Source organism: Bacillus cereus group sp. MYBK139-1 (assembly GCF_051916915.1).
Classification (GTDB): Bacteria; Bacillota; Bacilli; order Bacillales; family Bacillaceae_G; genus Bacillus_A; species Bacillus_A pacificus.
This window is the reverse complement of the sequence record NZ_JBQAHO010000014.1, coordinates 1-14872: the sequence shown is the minus strand read 5'-3', so window position 1 is coordinate 14872 and position 14872 is coordinate 1. Positions and strand designations below refer to the sequence as shown.

The following is a 14872-nucleotide window of genomic DNA, read 5'->3' as shown; positions in this document are numbered from 1 at the left end:
GAACACGGAAGTTAAGCTCTCTAGCGCCGATGGTAGTTGGGACCTTGTCCCTGTGAGAGTAGGACGTCGCCAAGCAACTAAAAACACAAGTCTTTTGACTTGTGTTTTTTTATTTCCCATGAAATAGGCTCGGTTCTGCTAGTAAAAAATTCGAAATGTAGTAAGGAATTTTTTGAGCCGAAATAGTAAGAAATTGATAAATAAATGGGTAATCTTCAGAGCCATAGCTTCCAAGTAAATCATACCACCAATCTGTTTCATATCTAGAAATCATACTTAAATTGTAGAGCAATAAATAGTGAACAAGAAGTTCAGGTAATACGGGTTTAGGATTTCTAGGGTCAGTTGTAAGTGGTAAGTAATAAGTATCAGCGAGATATTCGTAGTATAAAGGCGTACTATATATAGGATTCCACGATTGAATAGGAGCTGTAAAAAGCAAATTGGAGGCGCTCGGTTTCCCAGTAACATGTTGCACGGATAAGTGCTTACAAATTGATTCAATATAACGTGAAAATCTTTCTGAAGTCATATGAAGTCGATCTAGTATATTGACTGAAAAGGAAAGTTCATTTGCATTTGTTGAATCAATTTTATACAAAGTGGCACCTCGTTGACTATAGCGAAATAAGTTTTGTAATTCAGGAATATTCCCCATTAAATCCAACATGTTAAACTTCTCTGATTCTAAGTGTTTCATGTGAAACAGCTGTTCTGCAACATGAGTAAATAATCCATTTTTTTGTACCTTTACCTCATCTTCTAAAAATTGATAGCCCTGTTTTTTCCGCTTACGAGTCGTAACACCATGAGCTAAAACAGTAGTGGATTCAGGATAGTTCGGATCAATAGTTAATAAGCATGCTTTAAAAAGTTGGCTCATTCCATAAAACAATAACATTGGCTGAATTGAAAAGGGAGCTACCTTATATAATTCATAATAATTTTTCCCATGTTCTAAGTAATAAATAAAGGGATAACAATTTTCAAAACTTTTTTTTTCAGCATTTTGTATGGAGGATTTTTCATAACAACGGGCAAGATAACGTTGTACATTTTGAGATGAAAAGAAGAAACTTAATTGCTGCCAAGTACAATGTGTTTGATGCATATATTACGCTCCTTTTATTGTCTAAAAATTCTAACATATATATACGTCCTTGACAGTATTTTAACCAATTGATAAGCTACTAATAATAATTTCTGGTATCATGGGGGGAACAATTATGTGGGAATCTAAATTTGTTAAAGAAGGTTTGACTTTTGATGACGTATTACTTGTACCAGCAAAGTCAGATGTACTACCAAGAGAAGTAAGTGTTAAAACAGTTTTATCTGAAAGCTTACAGTTAAACATCCCGTTAATTAGTGCAGGAATGGATACAGTAACAGAAGCGGATATGGCTATTGCAATGGCTCGTCAAGGCGGTTTAGGAATTATTCATAAAAATATGTCTATTGAACAACAAGCCGAGCAGGTTGATAAAGTAAAACGTTCTGAAAGTGGTGTTATTTCAGATCCTTTCTTTTTAACTCCAGAACATCAAGTGTATGATGCAGAGCACCTTATGGGGAAATATCGTATCTCAGGTGTACCGGTTGTAAATAATTTAGACGAGCGAAAATTAGTTGGTATTATTACAAACCGTGATATGCGTTTTATCCAAGACTACTCAATCAAAATTTCCGACGTAATGACAAAAGAACAGCTAATTACAGCTCCAGTTGGTACAACGCTAGATGAGGCTGAAAAGATCCTACAAAAGTATAAAATTGAAAAACTCCCTCTTGTTGATAACAACGGTGTATTACAAGGGCTTATTACAATAAAAGATATTGAAAAAGTAATTGAATTCCCAAATTCTGCGAAGGATAAGCAAGGGCGCTTATTAGTTGGAGCAGCGGTTGGTGTAACGGCTGATGCTATGACTCGCATTGACGCATTAGTAAAAGCTAGCGTAGATGCAATCGTACTTGATACAGCTCATGGACATTCTCAAGGCGTTATTGATAAAGTAAAAGAAGTTCGTGCAAAGTATCCATCATTAAATATTATCGCTGGAAATGTTGCTACTGCTGAAGCAACAAGAGCATTAATTGAAGCAGGTGCAAACGTAGTTAAAGTTGGTATTGGACCAGGCTCTATCTGTACAACACGTGTTGTAGCTGGGGTTGGTGTACCACAATTAACAGCGGTTTATGATTGTGCAACAGAAGCTCGTAAACACGGTATCCCAGTTATCGCTGACGGTGGTATTAAGTACTCTGGTGATATGGTTAAAGCTTTAGCAGCAGGAGCACATGTTGTTATGCTAGGTAGTATGTTTGCTGGTGTTGCTGAAAGTCCTGGTGAAACTGAAATTTATCAAGGTCGCCAATTTAAAGTATATCGTGGTATGGGTTCTGTCGGAGCGATGGAAAAAGGAAGTAAAGATCGTTATTTCCAAGAAGGAAATAAAAAACTTGTTCCAGAAGGTATTGAAGGACGAGTACCATATAAAGGACCTTTAGCAGATACGGTTCATCAATTAGTCGGTGGATTACGTGCGGGTATGGGATATTGCGGAGCACAAGATTTAGAATTCTTACGTGAGAATGCACAATTTGTTCGTATGTCAGGTGCTGGTTTACTTGAAAGTCATCCTCATCACGTACAAATTACAAAAGAGGCTCCAAACTACTCATTATAATGTCTTATATATAAATAGACGGAGATTTTATATCTCTGTCTATTTTTTTTTGATTATGTTAGAATAACGGTTATGTGAGTACATAGATATTGGGGGTAGCAAAAGTGAAAGGTATGTTTTGCAAAAGATTCATTGCACTAGTAACAATGCTTACACTAGCTTGTAGTATGTTGTTACCATATAGCAATGCATCAGCTGAAACAGGAGCCGCTTTAAATATTGAAGCAGGTGCGGCAATTTTAGTTGAAGCGAATTCTGGAAAAATTGTATATCAAAAGAATGCAGATGAATTATTATCCATTGCTAGTATGACGAAGATGATGAGTGAGTATTTAGTTCACGAAGCAGTGGATAAAGGAAAGCTTAAGTGGGATCAGAAAATTAAGGTTTCTGAATATGCGTATAAAGTTTCACAGGATGCTTCATTATCAAATGTGGCATTAGAAAATGGCGGCTCTTATACAGTAAAAGAGTTATACGAGGCAATGGCAATCTTCTCTGCAAATGGTGCAACGATTGCATTAGCAGAAGCAATTGCAGGTAAAGAAGTAGATTTCGTAAAAATGATGAATGATAAATCGAAAGAACTAGGGTTGAAAAATTATAAATTTGTCAATTCTACAGGTTTAACGAATAAAGATTTAAAGGGAATGCATCCAGAAGGAACAACAGCGGATGAAGAAAATAAAATGTCTGCAAAGGATGTTGCAACTTTAGCACAACATTTAATTAAAGATTATCCAAAAGTGTTAGATACAGCAAAAATCCCGAAAAAAGAATTCCGTCCAGAAAAAGAGAAGTTTGCAATGTCGAACTGGAACTGGATGTTAAAGGGCTTAGTTAAAGAATATGATGGCGTAGATGGCCTAAAAACAGGCTCAACTCCAGAAGCGGGAGATTGTTTCACTGGTACGGTTGAAAGAAACGGTATGCGTTTTATTTCTGTAGTGATTAAAACAAGTTCTCATACAGCACGTTTTGATGAAACAAAGAAGCTATATGATTATGGATTTGCTAACTTTGAAATGAAACAAATGTATAAAAAAGGTTCTTCAGTAAAAGGACAAGAAACAGTACGAGTAGAAAATGCGAAAGATAAAGATGTAGCAGTTCAAACGAAACAAGCCATTTCACTTCCAGTACCAAAAGGAAGTAAAGATGTTTATAAAACAGAATTAAAAGAATCAAGTAAGGGACAAGAGGCACCTATTAAAAAGGGAGCTGCGCTTGGTCAAATGGTCATTACGCCAAAAGATACAAACGATCCTGGATTTTTAACTGGTAAGTCGTTGCAAGTGGATCTTGTAACAACAGCTGAAGTAGAAGAAGCAAACTGGTTTACTCGTGCTATGCGCGGAATTGGTTCTTTCTTTAGTGGTATATGGAATAGTGCTGTTGATACAGTAAAAGGTTGGTTTTAAAAGCTCCTCATTGTAGGGGCTTTTTCTTATTCCTATTTTTCATACCGACTTTATGAAAAAGTAGTAGACAAGCATCTGATAGTTAGTGGTAGAATGTAAGAGTATTCTTAATTTTCGCCTTTAACGGGGAAAAGCAATTCACCTAGGGGGGTTTTTGTAACATGACAAATGTAACAGGGACAGAACGTGTAAAACGTGGAATGGCAGAAATGCAAAAAGGCGGCGTTATTATGGACGTAATTAACGCTGAACAAGCAAAAATTGCAGAAGAGGCAGGCGCCGTTGCCGTTATGGCATTAGAGCGTGTACCAGCAGATATTCGTGCAGCAGGTGGCGTTTCTCGTATGGCAGACCCAACAATTGTTGAAGAAGTTATGGGTGCTGTGTCAATTCCGGTTATGGCAAAATGCCGTATCGGTCACCTTGTAGAAGCACGTGTATTAGAATCATTAGGGGTAGACTATATCGATGAGAGTGAAGTATTAACTCCTGCCGATGAAGTATACCATTTAAATAAACGTGATTACACAGTTCCATTTGTATGTGGTTGCCGTGATATCGGAGAAGCTGCACGTCGTATTGCAGAAGGTGCATCTATGCTTCGTACAAAAGGTGAACCAGGAACAGGAAACATTGTAGAGGCAGTGCGTCATATGCGTCAAGTCAATGCAGAAATCCGTCAAGTTGCAAGTCTACGTGAAGATGAGTTAATGACATATGCAAAAAATACTGGTGCTCCTTATGAAGTACTACTTGAAATTAAACGCCTTGGTCGTTTGCCGGTTGTAAACTTTGCAGCAGGTGGTGTAGCAACACCAGCAGATGCAGCGTTAATGATGCAACTTGGTGCGGATGGTGTATTTGTTGGATCTGGTATCTTTAAATCAGAGAATCCAGCGAAATTTGCGCGTGCAATTGTTGAAGCGACAACTCATTATGAGGATTACGAATTAATTGCAAGCCTTTCTAAAGGATTAGGTAATGCGATGAAAGGTATCGAAATTTCAACGTTACTACCAGAGCAACGCATGCAAGAGCGTGGATGGTAATTGAAGGAGAACTTTAAAATGGTGAAAATCGGTGTACTAGGTCTTCAAGGTGCAGTTCGTGAACATGTAAAATCAGTTGAAGCAAGTGGTGCAGAAGCTGTTATTGTAAAGCGTATAGAACAACTTGAAGAGATTGATGGTCTTATTTTACCAGGCGGTGAAAGTACAACTATGCGCCGTCTTATTGATAAGTATGCTTTCATGGAGCCACTTCGTACATTCGCGAAGTCTGGTAAACCAATGTTTGGTACATGTGCAGGAATGATTCTTCTTGCAAAAACACTTATTGGCTATGACGAAGCACATATTGGTGCTATGGATATTACAGTTGAGCGCAACGCGTTTGGACGTCAAAAAGATAGCTTTGAAGCTGCACTTTCTATTAAAGGTGTGGGAGAAGATTTTGTTGGCGTATTTATTCGTGCTCCGTATGTTGTAAATGTAGCAGATGATGTTGAAGTGCTTTCTACACATGGTGATCGAATGGTGGCTGTAAGGCAAGGGTCGTTTTTAGCTGCTTCTTTCCATCCGGAATTAACGGATGATCATCGTGTAACAGCATACTTTGTAGAAATGGTAAAAGAAGCGAAAATGAAAAAAGTTGTATAAGTAACTTGCAACTTGTATAAGATTATAGTAAATTGATGGTAACAATTTTATAAAATAAGCGTGTTGATAGGAAGTAGTAACAAATGTCGTTTCTTATAGAGAGTCGATGGTTGGTGGAAATCGATAGAAACAGTTTGTGAATCCATCCTGGAATGGAATGTGGAATATCTTTATGATTAGTAAACATTCCCGGTGAAGAGCCGTTATTTCTACTTGAGAGGAAGGCGGTAATGCTTTCAACTAGGGTGGCAACGCGGGTTAACTCCCGTCCCTTTATATAGGGACGGGAGTTTTTTGTGTTTTATAAAATAAAAGGAGGAGTATATAATGCTTGATATTAAATTTTTACGTACAAATTTTGAAGAAGTAAAAGCAAAGTTACAGCATAGAGGCGAAGATTTAACTGATTTTGGTCGCTTTGAAGAGTTGGATACGAGAAGAAGAGAACTACTTGTTCAAACAGAGGAACTAAAAAGTAAACGTAACGAAGTATCTCAACAAATCTCTGTATTGAAGCGCGAAAAGAAAGATGCAGAAGCTCTAATTTTAGAAATGCGTGAAGTTGGAGAAAAAGTAAAAGATCTTGATAATGAACTTCGTACAGTTGAAGAAGATCTAGAAAGATTGATGCTATCTATTCCAAATATTCCTCACGAATCTGCTCCAGTTGGTGAAACAGAGGATGATAATGTAGTAGCTCGCACTTGGGGAGAAGTAAAGGAATTTGCTTTTGAACCAAAACCACATTGGGATCTTGCTACAGATTTAGGAATTCTAGATTTTGAACGTGCTGGAAAAGTAACAGGAAGCCGTTTCGTATTCTACAAAGGTGCTGGCGCAAGATTAGAGCGTGCTTTAATTAGCTTTATGCTTGATCTTCATACTGATGAGCATGGATATGAAGAAGTATTACCTCCTTATATGGTAAACCGTGCAAGCATGACAGGGACAGGACAACTTCCGAAGTTTGAAGAAGATGCATTCCGTATTGAAAGTGAAGACTACTTCTTAATTCCAACAGCTGAAGTACCTGTAACAAATATGCACCGTGATGAGATCTTAAATAAAGATCAATTGCCTATAAGATATGCTGCATTTAGCTCTTGTTTCCGTTCTGAAGCAGGTTCAGCTGGCCGTGATACACGTGGTTTAATTCGTCAGCACCAGTTCAATAAAGTAGAGCTTGTGAAGTTCGTAAAACCAGAAGATTCTTATGAAGAGTTAGAAAAACTAACAAATGATGCAGAACGCGTGTTACAATTATTAGAGTTGCCATATCGCGTTATGAGCATGTGCACAGGCGATTTAGGATTTACGGCAGCGAAGAAATACGATATTGAAGTATGGATTCCAAGCTATGGCACATATCGTGAAATCTCTTCTTGTAGTAATTTCGAGGCTTTCCAAGCGAGACGTGCAAATATCCGTTTCCGTCGTGAGCCAAACGGCAAACCAGAACATGTTCATACATTAAATGGATCTGGTCTTGCAATTGGACGTACGGTGGCAGCTATTTTAGAGAACTACCAACAAGAAGATGGTACAATTATAATTCCAGAAGTTCTTCGCCCTTATATGGGAGGAAAAACAGTTATTAAGTAAATTTATAAACATTCATCGGTATGAGTGATTGGTAATTATGAGCGTTGTCAGTACTATAATATAGGAGAGGAAAAGTAAAATTTTCCTTTCCTCATAATTTATTTTAGTAGGGTTGACTAACTGTTTTTCTTTTGATATTATATTTGATGTCAATATGGAGGTATACCCAAGTCTGGCTGAAGGGATCGGTCTTGAAAACCGACAGGCGGCGAGAGTCGCGCGGGGGTTCGAATCCCTCTACCTCCTCCAGATATAATTGACAACAGCGCATATAAGTGGAGATTGGAGAACTCGTTACCACACGTAACGAGTTTTTATTTTAAAACCAATCATAAAGTATGGTGTAAGGCGATTTTGTCCTTATTACACACTCATATTCCGATGATTATCTTCATAGATATGAAAGGAGTCAACATGGATCTTATTATACAAACGTTTCCTTTAGATGGAAAAACTTTATATTATGTACAATGTCCTGTCTGTAAGAACAATAGAATTTTAAACAGTGGTGCAAATGTATCACGCATTATTAGCGATGATACATTCCGTAAACTTTGTGGTTGCACTTGTGATGTAAAGCAAACTGCAACAAAAGTAGAGGCACCAAAAAAAGTTAAAAAAGAAGCTGTAAAGAAAGAAGCAGCTCCAAAACGTACAGGTAAAGTATTAACAGCAGTAATTAACGGGAAAGAAATGACTGTTAAAGAGATTGCTGAGGCGTACGATATTAGTACAAGTACTGTTCGTCAGCGCATTAACGCTGGAAAACCTGAGAGTGAAATTATTGCTCCAACAAAGAAAAAGTAATTTAATAGAAAAACCCGTGCATATGCACGGGTTTTTTATTTTACAAGTTTACGTGTTTGTTTTAAAAAATGACCGATTTTTTTTATGATTGGTTCAATGGAATCGCCATCTTTTAAAATATCGTATTCATTAATGTTTAATCGTAAAACAGGGCATGAATTAAAGTTGTTAATCCAGTTTTCATAACGCCCATGCATCTCTTTCCAATACTCGATTGGTGTTTGCTGTTCCATCGGACGTCCACGTTCTTGGATACGATCAACAATATCGTCGAAAGAACCTTCTAAGTAAATTAATAAATCTGGATGAGGGAAGTAAGGAGTCATGACCATAGCGTCAAATAAACCTTTATATGTTTCATAATCAGTTTCCGTCATTGTACCTTTTTCGTGATGCATTTTTGCAAAAATGCCAGTGTCTTCATAGATAGAGCGATCTTGAACAAAACCGCCACCGTATTCAAAAATTCTTTTTTGTTCTTTAAACCGTTCTGCTAAAAAATACACTTGTAAGTGAAAGCTCCAGCGTGTGAAATCAGCATAGAACTTGTCCAAATACGGATTAGAATCTACCTTTTCAAATGATGTGCGGTACCCTAAAGCGTTAGCCAATGCAGTTGTCATAGTGGATTTACCGACACCTACTGTTCCAGCGATAGTGATTACTGCGTCATTTGGTATATCATATTTTTGCCTTAAATTCATTATTATTTCGACTCCTTTAAGAGAGTATTTTGAAGGGCAGATAGGATGACGTTTAAATCATCAGGATTTTTTACAAAATCCATATCGTCTCCGTTAAATTTCAATACTGGGATATCCGGATGGTCCTTTTTAAAAGCATCCATTGCTGTTTCGTAATCTTTTGTGAGCTGTAGTAAGTAATTTGGATCCATATTTTTTTCGAATTCTCTTCCGCGCATTGCGATTCGCTTTTGTAATGTTTCGAGGCTAGCTGTTAAATAAACGATAACGTTTGGAACTGGCATATCTTGTGTAAGGATACGATAGATTTGCATGTACTTGTCGTATTGAGAATCTTTTAATGTACGGGATGCAAAAATTACATTTTTGAATATATGATAATCCGCTACTACTGGCTTCCTTTGATTCAAATACTTTATGTTAATATCTTCTAATTGTTTGTATCTATTACAAAGAAAGAACATCTCTGTTTGAAAACTCCATTCGTCGATGTCTTCATAGAACTTTCCTAAAAAGGGGTTTTCATCAACAATCTCTTTCAGTAAGTGGAGTTGCATGTGAGTTGAAATTTCCTTCGCAAGTGAAGTTTTTCCAACACCAATTGGTCCTTCAACCGTGATAAATGGTACTCCGGTCACGCTGTTTCCTCCTTTCAATCAGTGATTTACCGTGACTACTAAAAACACAAAACAGAATTATTGTAGCACAAGAGGGAAGCGAGCGGGTTAATTTGATATAAAAAGTTGGAAAATAGATATATGTATTAATTAAATTTTATTTGAAACGACGGTACTATATTTGCTTTTAATGTGGCTTCCATTATTTTTAAAGCATGCAGGTTATCCTGATCATCATTAGATGCAATACAGTCCTGTGGTACATACAATGTATAATTCCTCATATGAGCATCGTTAGCTGTAAAGAGGATACATATATTCCCGGCGACACCTGTTAATATTAGATTTTCTATTTTTAAATAGCCTAATAAAGAATTTAAAGGTGTTTCATAAAAAGCAGAATAATGTGGTTTAATAAAAATGTAATCATCAGCATTTGGAGCGATCTGATGAATGATATTTTTACTATACTCATTTGTGCAATGAGTAATCAATTGGTCAATATCAGACCTCCAAAGTTGATAATGGTCATTAATATAAATGATGGGGCAACCGAAGGATTTCATTGTTTTCTTTAATTGTAAAATAGGATTGGTTATAATTTCGCATTTTTTGGCTAGGATAGGCCCGTGTGAAAATTGAAAGTCATTAATCATATCGATAATGAGTAAGGCAGTATTCTTCATATGTAATCCCCTCTCTTTTTTCTTAGGGTGGATTGAATTTATAAAAGTTATCCCATGTGTAGTAAATGGAAATAAGTGTACTTTATTTGTAATGAAAGGACTATGTTATGGAACGTGATCAAGATATTTATTTTATGCAGTTAGCAATAGAAGAGGCTAAAAAAGCAGAGGCAATACAGGAAGTACCGATTGGGGCAGTTATAGTGTTGGATGGTGAAGTAATTAGTGTTGCTCATAATTTAAGGGAGACTGAGCAAAGATCGATAGCTCACGCTGAGTTGTTAGCTATTGATGAGGCGTGCAAAAAATTAGGGACATGGCGTTTAGAAGATGCGACGTTATATGTAACATTAGAGCCTTGTCCGATGTGTGCAGGTGGAATTGTTTTATCACGAGTAAAGCGAGTTGTATATGGTGCGAGTGATCCGAAAGGTGGATGTGCAGGGACATTGATGAATCTGTTAACGGATGAACGCTTTAATCATCAATGCGAGGTAGTAGCTGGTGTATTAGAAGAAGAGTGCGGTACGCTGTTAACGAACTTTTTTAGAGCGCTTCGTAAAAAAAGAAAAGCGATTAAGAAATTAGAGAAAAGTAAAGAGAATTAACGTATTTGCATTTTATAAAAAAACAAGTTATACTGATAGTGCCTTTAATGAAGGCAACCGAATATTGGTTTTAACTTTGCCGTGCTAAGCGGGGAGGTAGCGGTGCCCTATACTCGCAATCCGCTCTAGCGAGGCCGAATCCCTTCTCGAGGTTATGTTGCTGTAAGGTCTGCCTTAAGTAAGTGGTGTTGACGTTTGGGTCCTGCGCAACGGGACCCCGTGAACCTTGTCAGGTCCGGAAGGAAGCAGCAATAAGCGGGTCTTCTCGTGTGCCGCAGGAGTGCCTGAACCGAGCTAACTGCTTAAGTAACGCTTATGGTACGTAATCGACAGAAGGTGCACGGCAGTTATATATGTATACAAAACTCACCTTAATACTAAGGTGGGTTTTTTGTATAGAAAATAACTTTTGGAATCTATAAACAGAATGGGTTATAATAAATGAGATAATAACCTTTGAGGGAGGCCGTATTTTCGTGTCATACCAAGCGTTATACCGAACATGGAGACCGCAAAAGTTTGAAGATGTAGTCGGTCAAAAGCACGTGACAAAAACGTTGCAAAATGCCCTTCTTCAAGAGAAAGTTTCACATGCTTATTTATTTTCTGGGCCGAGGGGAACAGGGAAAACGACAATTGCAAAAGTGTTTGCAAAAGCAATTAACTGTGAACATGCTCCGGTAGCTGAACCTTGTAATGAATGTCCTTCTTGTTTGGGGATTACACAAGGATCTATTTCAGATGTATTAGAAATTGATGCGGCTTCAAATAACGGTGTAGATGAAATTCGAGATATTAGAGATAAAGTAAAATATGCTCCAAGTGCTGTAGAATATAAAGTATACATTATTGATGAAGTTCATATGCTTTCCATGGGTGCCTTCAATGCGCTTTTAAAAACGTTAGAAGAACCGCCAGGACATGTTATCTTTATTTTGGCGACAACAGAACCGCATAAGATACCGCCTACAATTATTTCGCGTTGCCAACGTTTCGAATTTCGAAAGATATCAGTAAATGATATTGTTGAGAGATTATCGACAGTTGTGAACAATGAAGGTACGCAAGTAGAAGATGAGGCGTTACAAATTGTTGCACGTGCCGCTGAAGGTGGTATGCGTGATGCGCTCAGTCTTATTGATCAGGCAATATCTTATAGTGATGAGACCGTTACGACAGAAGATGTATTAGCTGTAACAGGGTCTGTTTCTCAGCAATACTTAGGAAACTTAGTAGAATGTATACGTGAAAATGATGTATCAAGAGCATTACGTATCATAGATGAGATGATGGGTAAAGGGAAAGATCCAGTTCGCTTTATGGAAGATTTCATTTACTATTATCGTGATATACTTTTATATCAAACTTCACCACAATTGGAACATATGTTGGAACGAGTAATGGTAGATGAGCAATTCCGGACGTTAAGTGAAGAAATGCAACCGGAAGTAATCTATGAGATCATTCATACTCTTAGTAAAGCACAACAGGAAATGAAGTGGACAAATCATCCGCGAATTTTCTTAGAAGTTGTTATGGTACAACTGTGTCAACAGTTTATGATGCAAGCAAATGGTGCAGATCGTTTACAAGCAATTATGAACAGGATGCAGCAATTGGAGAAAGAGTTAGAACAAGTCAAAAAGAATGGTGTGCCGGCCGGTGTGCAGCAGGAAGTCAGAGAGACGCGTGCAGCACCAAAGCCAGTACGGACAGGAAGTATGAAGATACCTGTCGGACGCGTAAATGAAGTATTAAAGCAAGCGAAGCGTCAAGATTTAGAGCAATTAAAAGCTGTATGGGGAGAGTTGTTAGGAAGACTCAAAGCATACAACAAAGTAGCGTTTGCTGTTTTGTTAGAAAATAGCGAACCGGTAGCGGCTTCAGATGATACTTACGTTTTAGCGTTCCAATATGAGATTCACTGTAAAATGGCAAGCGAAAATCGAGAGGCTATGGATACAGTGGAACAAACTTTATTTGAATTGCTAAGTAAAAGATTAAATATGATTGCCATTCCAAAAAGTGAATGGGGTAAAATCCGTGAAGATTTTTTACAGCGTGAAGGTGGAAGTTCTGAAGAAAGCCCAGAGAAAAAAGAAGATCCTCTTATAGAAGAGGCTGTAAAATTAGTAGGGCAAGAACTCATTGAAATAAAAGAGTAATGATAATTAGGAGGAATTAATTATGATGCGTGGCGGAATGGGAAATATGAATAACATGATGAAACAAATGCAAAAGATGCAAAAGGAAATGGCAAAGGCGCAAGAAGAACTTGGTGAAAAAACAGTTGAAGGTACAGCTGGCGGCGGTATGATCACAGTTATTGCAAATGGTCATAAGCAAATTCTTGAAGTAAAAGTGAAAGAAGAAGTTGTAGATCCAGAAGATATCGAAATGTTACAAGACTTAGTGTTAGCTGCAACAAACGATGCACTTAAAAAAGCTGATGAACTTTCAAACTCTACAATGGGTAAATTTACAAAAGGCTTAAACTTACCGGGTGGAATGTTCTAGGAGGATATTGATATATGCATTATCCAGAACCAATATCAAAACTAATTGATAGTTTTATGAAATTGCCAGGAATCGGACCGAAAACAGCGGTTCGATTGGCGTTTTTCGTATTAGATATGAAAGAAGATGATGTGTTAGGTTTTGCAAAAGCACTTGTAAATGCGAAGCGAGACTTAGCATATTGTTCTGTATGCGGGCATATTACTGACCGTGACCCTTGTTATATTTGTAATGATTCACATCGAGATCAATCAGTTGTTTGTGTCGTGCAAGAACCGAAAGATGTAATCGCGATGGAAAAGATGAAAGAGTATCAAGGTGTATATCATGTGTTACGTGGTGCTATCTCTCCAATGGAGGGAATTGGACCAGAAGACATTAATATCCCGCAACTTCTAAAGCGACTACACGATGAAACAGTACAAGAAGTAATATTAGCAACAAATCCTAATATTGAAGGGGAAGCTACAGCGATGTATATATCCCGCCTCTTAAAACCGACAGGTATTAAAGTAACTCGTATTGCACACGGTCTGCCAGTTGGTGGAGATTTAGAATATGCAGATGAAGTGACACTGTCGAAAGCGTTAGAAGGTCGTAGAGAAGTATAAGAGGAGAAACAAAAATGTTCTTTCAAAAAAAGGGTAAATTGCGTAAAGAGTATGATGATAAGCTAATTGTACTATTAGAAAAAGTGAAGAATGAATGGTTACGTCAAAAGAGAATGGTTGAACAAAGTGTTGAACCATCTCAAGATGTACTTTGTTCTTTGAAAATAGCAGAGGCGAAATATTTCTTCTTGCTAAAAGAAGCAAAACGTCGTCCTGTGAAGATGGAACAATGGTAAAAGGTTCTGCTGAAAAAGCAGAGCCTTTTTATTTTATTCGTTAAATATGTAGTAGTCACTTCGTTTGGAAAGATCGATTAATGTTTTTTTGTGAAGAATGTGTAGCCGAATCAAGGTAAATAAGATGAAACGACTGGAGTTATATAATAAACGTTCTTTTTTATCGTCTTGTCCCATACAAATAAATGTGTATAGGTCATTCATAAGGAGGAAAAAATGAATTCTACAGTTATTATTGTTGGTATTCTTGCGTTAGTTTTTATTTTCCTTGTTTTTGGTGTTTCTTCTAAGCCGTTACGTTTTATAGGAAAAGCGCTCTTTCATGTTACTTTGGGAGTAGCATTACTTTTTATCGTAAATGTTGTAGGAACGTATTTTGATTTTCATATTCCAATTAACTTGGGCACCGCAACAATCACGAGTTTATTAGGTTTACCCGGTGTTGCTGCATTAGTGGTTATTAAGCTTTATATCATGCCAAGATAAATTTATTTTGGCATTTTTTTAAAAAGTGTTGACTTGTTAATGATTAATATGGTAAATTAATAAGCGTCGTCAGGAACGAAAGAAAAAAGTTGTTGACAGATTTAACGCAAAATGTTAAATTATAAAAGTCGCTGAAACGCGATGTTGAACTTTGAAAACTAAACGAAACAAACAACGTGAAACGTCAATTTTTATTTTAGATGCTAGACAAACTAACTTTATTGGAGAG

16 protein-coding genes, 1 tRNA gene, 1 other RNA gene and 1 other annotated feature are annotated in these 14872 nt (G+C 37.2%); of the genes, 14 read left to right on the top strand and 4 right to left on the bottom strand.

Going from position 1 to position 14872, the window contains the following annotated elements; genetic code table 11:
* Positions 1–109: 109 nt before the first annotated feature.
* Positions 110–1111, bottom strand: coding sequence for a YaaC family protein (locus tag ACTFRS_RS28320; RefSeq protein WP_139869837.1), 1002 nt, complete (start codon positions 1109–1111; stop codon positions 110–112).
* Positions 1112–1226: 115 nt separating this feature from the next.
* Between ACTFRS_RS28320 and guaB the strand changes: the two genes are divergently transcribed.
* The 7 genes from guaB to ACTFRS_RS28285 all read left to right on the top strand — a co-directional run bounded on the left by guaB (position 1227) and on the right by ACTFRS_RS28285 (position 8178).
* Positions 1227–2690: an IMP dehydrogenase gene (guaB, locus tag ACTFRS_RS28315; RefSeq protein WP_000264079.1), complete on the top strand. Its 1464-nt coding sequence runs from the start codon at positions 1227–1229 to the stop codon at positions 2688–2690.
* A gap of 113 nt (positions 2691–2803) precedes the next feature.
* Positions 2804–4111: a D-alanyl-D-alanine carboxypeptidase DacA gene (dacA, locus tag ACTFRS_RS28310; protein ID WP_012644137.1), complete on the top strand. Its 1308-nt coding sequence runs from the start codon at positions 2804–2806 to the stop codon at positions 4109–4111.
* Between the two features lie 161 nt (positions 4112–4272).
* Complete coding sequence (gene pdxS / locus ACTFRS_RS28305; RefSeq protein WP_000186156.1) at positions 4273–5160, top strand: pyridoxal 5'-phosphate synthase lyase subunit PdxS; 888 nt, start codon at positions 4273–4275, stop codon at positions 5158–5160.
* A gap of 18 nt (positions 5161–5178) precedes the next feature.
* On the top strand, positions 5179–5769 hold the full coding sequence (gene pdxT / locus ACTFRS_RS28300) for a pyridoxal 5'-phosphate synthase glutaminase subunit PdxT (RefSeq protein ID WP_139869836.1): 591 nt from the start codon (positions 5179–5181) through the stop codon (positions 5767–5769).
* Between the two features lie 54 nt (positions 5770–5823).
* Positions 5824–6045 (top strand) — a binding site (T-box leader).
* A 51-nt stretch (positions 6046–6096) separates the two neighbouring features.
* Positions 6097–7371 (top strand): serine--tRNA ligase, encoded by a 1275-nt coding sequence (gene serS, locus ACTFRS_RS28295; protein WP_000884180.1) that lies wholly within the window; start codon positions 6097–6099, stop codon positions 7369–7371.
* A 156-nt stretch (positions 7372–7527) separates the two neighbouring features.
* A tRNA-Ser gene (locus ACTFRS_RS28290) sits at positions 7528–7620 on the top strand.
* Between the two features lie 165 nt (positions 7621–7785).
* Complete coding sequence (locus ACTFRS_RS28285) at positions 7786–8178, top strand: DUF3797 domain-containing protein (RefSeq protein ID WP_000364200.1); 393 nt, start codon at positions 7786–7788, stop codon at positions 8176–8178.
* Between the two features lie 35 nt (positions 8179–8213).
* Here ACTFRS_RS28285 and ACTFRS_RS28280 read toward each other — a convergent pair whose 3' ends face one another.
* The 3 genes from ACTFRS_RS28280 to ACTFRS_RS28270 form a co-directional block, all read right to left on the bottom strand.
* Positions 8214–8882: a deoxynucleoside kinase gene (locus tag ACTFRS_RS28280; RefSeq protein ID WP_001053585.1), complete on the bottom strand. Its 669-nt coding sequence runs from the start codon at positions 8880–8882 to the stop codon at positions 8214–8216.
* 2 nt (positions 8883–8884) lie between these two features.
* A complete protein-coding gene (locus ACTFRS_RS28275) occupies positions 8885–9520 on the bottom strand; it encodes a deoxynucleoside kinase (protein WP_000148224.1) in 636 nt (211 codons plus the stop codon).
* A 125-nt stretch (positions 9521–9645) separates the two neighbouring features.
* The gene (locus ACTFRS_RS28270; RefSeq protein WP_440025872.1) at positions 9646–10185 is read right to left on the bottom strand and encodes an isochorismatase family cysteine hydrolase; all 540 of its coding nucleotides are present in this window, start codon (positions 10183–10185) and stop codon (positions 9646–9648) included.
* A gap of 107 nt (positions 10186–10292) precedes the next feature.
* Here ACTFRS_RS28270 and tadA point away from each other — a divergent pair, with 107 nt between their 5' ends.
* From tadA to ACTFRS_RS28235, 7 genes are all read left to right on the top strand, one after another.
* The gene (gene tadA / locus ACTFRS_RS28265) at positions 10293–10793 is read left to right on the top strand and encodes a tRNA adenosine(34) deaminase TadA (RefSeq protein ID WP_000439009.1); all 501 of its coding nucleotides are present in this window, start codon (positions 10293–10295) and stop codon (positions 10791–10793) included.
* A gap of 79 nt (positions 10794–10872) precedes the next feature.
* An RNA gene (gene ffs / locus ACTFRS_RS28260) (signal recognition particle sRNA large type) lies at positions 10873–11137 on the top strand.
* Positions 11138–11269: 132 nt separating this feature from the next.
* Positions 11270–12958, top strand: a complete 1689-nt coding sequence (gene dnaX, locus ACTFRS_RS28255; RefSeq protein WP_440025870.1) for a DNA polymerase III subunit gamma/tau — start codon at positions 11270–11272, stop codon at positions 12956–12958.
* A gap of 25 nt (positions 12959–12983) precedes the next feature.
* Positions 12984–13310 carry a YbaB/EbfC family nucleoid-associated protein gene (locus ACTFRS_RS28250; protein ID WP_001996460.1) on the top strand — a complete coding sequence of 109 codons (327 nt, stop codon included), beginning with the start codon at positions 12984–12986 and terminating at the stop codon, positions 13308–13310.
* 14 nt (positions 13311–13324) lie between these two features.
* Positions 13325–13921, top strand: a complete 597-nt coding sequence (recR, locus tag ACTFRS_RS28245; protein WP_000559169.1) for a recombination protein RecR — start codon at positions 13325–13327, stop codon at positions 13919–13921.
* A 14-nt stretch (positions 13922–13935) separates the two neighbouring features.
* Positions 13936–14157 carry a YaaL family protein gene (locus ACTFRS_RS28240; protein WP_000466020.1) on the top strand — a complete coding sequence of 74 codons (222 nt, stop codon included), beginning with the start codon at positions 13936–13938 and terminating at the stop codon, positions 14155–14157.
* A 216-nt stretch (positions 14158–14373) separates the two neighbouring features.
* Positions 14374–14643, top strand: coding sequence for a pro-sigmaK processing inhibitor BofA family protein (locus tag ACTFRS_RS28235; protein WP_440025868.1), 270 nt, complete (start codon positions 14374–14376; stop codon positions 14641–14643).
* Positions 14644–14872 lie beyond the last annotated feature (229 nt).